Here is a 3,421-nt window from a genome sequence, read left to right as displayed (position 1 = left end):
TGGATGCGGCCCGTCACGGCGAGCTGGTCACCCTTGGCCTTGTGCTGGCGCAGCGGGAGCCCGAGGCCGTTGAAGACGGTGATCTTGTGGAATTCGGCATCCTTGACCGGGTAGCCGGTTTCCGGATCCTTCTGGACCTTGCCGTCGCGGATAACCGGACGTTCGGTCACGAGGATCAGTTCGGTGATGCGGGTGTCGCTGCGGTCGCGGGCAACGGGATCCTTGGCGAGACGGCCGACGAGGTTGACGATGTTCATTGCAAGAGCCTCCTTGGTGCCGACGGCTCGTCCGCCGGTGCCCTTGTCGAGCCTCGGCGGGAGAGCTGGGACACCGCGCGCTTCAGCGCCCGGGGAACCTCGGAAATCGAGGTGGTGCGGGCAGCCCGGCTTGCCGGGCAACACGGCTCGCATTTCCGCAGGTTGGCCCTAAGCTCGACCAAAGAGGCATGGGCACTGGTCGGCAGACGTGCTGTTGGCACAGGAGCTTATCGCACGCCTGGACATCAACTTCGCCGCGTACCGGCTTGTTATTGACGATGATGATCACGGGATAATTCGCCCGCCCTTGCCGATCCCGGTGAGCGAGAGGTCCCTCTGCGGCACTGATCCGGAATACCCGACCTCGGCCACCTCAGGCGCCAATCCACAACGCCGGCGTGACTGGCCTGACGTTGATGCACGATCAGACAAGGCTCCAAGGAGCAGGCTGCCTCGGCGTTCCGGAAATCAATCGCGATCGACGGCAGCGGCGCCCCAGGCTCCGATGGCATCGATGATCTTTGCTGTGAACCGCGGTGGGAGTCGTCCGGCAATGTACCCGGGCTGCTTCATCAGGGGTCTGATGTCGAACCCGGGCCAGGTGAACCGGTTGAATTCCGAAACGACAATCGCGCTACCCGGAACGAGCCCGGCTGTGCGTGCGATCTCATCGGGGATGGGGATGGCGTTCTTGCGCCCCTCGCCCTTGGTCGTGATCGCGGCAACCAGATAGCGCGAGCCGTCCACACCCACGACGACGACGAAGCGTTCCTTGACGCCTTCGTCGCGGCCTCGTCTCTGCTCTTCCTCGAAGAGATAGACGTAACGGAGGATATGGCCTGCGGCGGGTCGGTCAGTCTTCCCAGCGGTCATTGGCAAGTTCACTGGCCGAAGGCCGTGCATTGGCAAAAGCCTTGCGGTCGGCTCCGGTCATGTCGGACGAAGCGACAGCTTCGATATTCATGTGGCCGGCGATCACACCGCGTGCCGCCTGTTCAAGATGGCGGAAATACTCGCTATCTGCGATTACATGCCGCTCGCGGCCATGGCTGGTCAGGACGACCGGCTGCTTGGTTGCCAGATCGAGGAACTCGCCGGTGTTGTTGTGAAACCGGGTTAGGGGAACCCTGGGGTGCTCATTCGCCGCCGCTGGCATGGTGGTATCTCCTCTTGGCCTTAAAATAGCAATTATTGCCAAAATAGCAAGATTTCTGTGGCGCCGCTCGCCGCGCTAGTCGTCCCCATCTCTCGCCAGCGGCTCAGACAGCCACGGGACGAGGCCCGCATCAATCGCAATGCCCAGTGTCCTTGCGAGGCGGCAGGCTCGAGCGATTGACCCGTCTGGAACATCGAGCGCCCTTTCAATGTGCCCAAGGGTTTCGCCAGCGCCAGGCGCACAGACCGCGTGAAGCTTGCCCGGCTGTGCCGTGATGGCAAAAGGCCAAGTCATCGCGACACCGACAACCCGTTCATCGAGAACAAGCAGGGTGTCACCGGCTGCGATGCTCTCGTCGGTCTGCACGGCGTCGTAGGCATTGCCCGTCGAGGCGAACGCATGGATCCGCCAGACGCTGAAGGCGAAGCGCTCGCTGTCGGTCAGCATGGCAGGCTCCCTTCGGAAAAGGCGCGCTGCGCCGCCTCCGGAAAGGCTGCGGTGAGGTTCCGGTGAAGCGGTCCGGAGGACGCTGGGAAGAATGCGCCGGTGCTGCTCGGCCGTGTGATCCGCAGCGCGCTTGCGACGGCATCCACGACGAAACCCGCAAGCTGATTGCTCGCTGTCAGTTTGCCGAATTCAGGCGGTGCAAACCCGGCTTGATGCCAAAAGGCGAAGCCGGTCTCGAGGGTCTCGATATAGCTGGCATGGCTACCATCGTCCTGTTCGTCGTCGACGCTCGCCTCGACCGTCCGGTAGGTCCCGAAATCATGGGCGTTAGCCTTGATCCGCAGGGTGATCCCGGCGGGCGGAGGCCCGGCGACCGCGATCAGCGCAGCCCTGTAGAGCGTGACTTCTGCGGTATTCACGAGGTCGAAGTTCGGGGTGTGGCCGATCTGCGCGCAGTCTTCGTTCCACGGCGCCCCGCCAAGATCGAGAGTCCAGTTCGTGTGTGCCATTCAAGCCTCCTTTGCTTGAACGGCACCTCCCCCCTTCTCTCTCGCAGGCAGAGTTTCCGCTGAAGGTCGGCTCGGCTTGCAAGCACCAGGCAAAAGAAAAGGCCCGCCCGCGACAAATGTGCGGACGGGCCTTCCCGATGTGACCGGCGCGGGTCGCGGCACCGGTCACGGGGGGCTTGTGCCGGTCAGGCGTCGACGCTCGCGCGCGTCTTGCCCTTGGGTGCCGGAGCAGTGCTCTCGCCCAGACCGTCGCCGGTGGCAGCGGCGCTGTCAACGCCGCGGTCGCTGGCCGGTTCGTCGCCGGTGGCAGTCAGCGGCGGCAGGGCGCCTTCGCTCTCGCTGCCGAAGCCGTCGAGCGAGGCCTTGGGCTTCGAACGCCGCCAGGCGACGTTGTAGCTGCCGTCGTTCTGCTGGAACATGGCGACCGGGATCGGCGCCGAGAGGCTGGGATCGTCGATCTGGCCCGAGAGGAAGCATTCGCCGGTCTCGTTCGACGAGTATTCCCAGAGCGCGCCGATCTTGACCCAGCTGCGGCGGTCCGCCGAGAGTGCCATGAGGTCGAACTTGGGTGCCCGCTCGTTGGTGGATTCGAAGGCCCGCAGCGCAACCGTCGCGCTGAAGGTCAGGGTGGTGATGCGGCCGATGTGAACGCCTTCTGCGTTGGCCTTGAGGGTGCCGATGTTCATGTCACATTCTCCTGATGCTGTCCGAACCCCTTGTCCGGAACACCTTCTCCCATCCCCCCTCTCCTCCGGGCCCGTGGCCCGGCCCGTGCGCCAGCCACCGCAGGCGCGCGTAATTCTATCCAGCCCAGAGGGCTGAGGAGCCTAGATGCATGGTTCTGGAGCTGAACTGGCCCTGCTTCGAGCCATGCGCGGTCTGTACCGACCTAAGCTTCGGGCTCGGACCTGTCCTTAATCTGGCTGAGGCGCGCCATGAAGGCCTTGGCTTCGAGCTGATTGGGTCCATCGCGCGTGGCGAGGCAGGCCATCCTGTCGATCTCGAGCTGTGCGGCAAGACTTGCCTCGATATGGCAATAGGGCTCGAGCGCG

At 64.0% G+C, this 3,421-nt stretch carries 6 protein-coding genes; all 6 read right to left on the bottom strand.

Going from position 1 to position 3,421, the window contains the following annotated elements; all coding sequences use genetic code 11:
• The coding region (locus Q0071_RS19455; protein WP_298173650.1) for a single-stranded DNA-binding protein at positions 1–257 on the bottom strand (257 nt) is incomplete at its 3' end.
• Positions 258–725: 468 nt separating this feature from the next.
• Positions 726–1,130, bottom strand: a complete 405-nt coding sequence (locus Q0071_RS19450; RefSeq protein ID WP_022675506.1) for a hypothetical protein — start codon at positions 1,128–1,130, stop codon at positions 726–728.
• Entirely contained in the window at positions 1,111–1,413 is a 303-nt protein-coding gene (locus tag Q0071_RS19445) for a hypothetical protein (protein WP_022675507.1), read from the bottom strand. Before Q0071_RS19445 ends, Q0071_RS19450 begins: the two co-directional genes overlap by 20 nt.
• Positions 1,414–1,488: 75 nt before the next feature.
• The gene (locus Q0071_RS19440) at positions 1,489–1,860 is read right to left on the bottom strand and encodes a hypothetical protein (protein ID WP_022675508.1); all 372 of its coding nucleotides are present in this window, start codon (positions 1,858–1,860) and stop codon (positions 1,489–1,491) included.
• Positions 1,854–2,369 (bottom strand): hypothetical protein, encoded by a 516-nt coding sequence (locus Q0071_RS19435; RefSeq protein WP_298173644.1) that lies wholly within the window; start codon positions 2,367–2,369, stop codon positions 1,854–1,856. Before Q0071_RS19435 ends, Q0071_RS19440 begins: the two co-directional genes overlap by 7 nt.
• A 185-nt stretch (positions 2,370–2,554) precedes the next feature.
• Complete coding sequence (locus tag Q0071_RS19430; RefSeq protein WP_094472274.1) at positions 2,555–3,055, bottom strand: DUF736 domain-containing protein; 501 nt, start codon at positions 3,053–3,055, stop codon at positions 2,555–2,557.
• Between the last annotated feature and the right edge of the window lie 366 nt (positions 3,056–3,421).

This window comes from Novosphingobium sp. (assembly GCF_027486195.1).
Classification (GTDB): Bacteria; Pseudomonadota; Alphaproteobacteria; order Sphingomonadales; family Sphingomonadaceae; genus Novosphingobium.
This window is presented reverse-complemented; position numbering and strand designations above follow the sequence as displayed.

Bases quoted from the DNA above. Each gene is read 5' to 3' on its own strand.
- Q0071_RS19450 (WP_022675506.1), bottom strand. From the start codon at position 1,130: ATGACCGCTGGGAAGACTGACCGACCCGCCGCAGGCCATATCCTCCGT.
- Q0071_RS19445 (WP_022675507.1), bottom strand. From the start codon at position 1,413: ATGCCAGCGGCGGCGAATGAGCACCCCAGGGTTCCCCTAACCCGGTTT.
- Q0071_RS19440 (WP_022675508.1), bottom strand. From the start codon at position 1,860: ATGCTGACCGACAGCGAGCGCTTCGCCTTCAGCGTCTGGCGGATCCAT.
- Q0071_RS19435 (WP_298173644.1), bottom strand. From the start codon at position 2,369: ATGGCACACACGAACTGGACTCTCGATCTTGGCGGGGCGCCGTGGAAC.
- Q0071_RS19430 (WP_094472274.1), bottom strand. From the start codon at position 3,055: ATGAACATCGGCACCCTCAAGGCCAACGCAGAAGGCGTTCACATCGGC.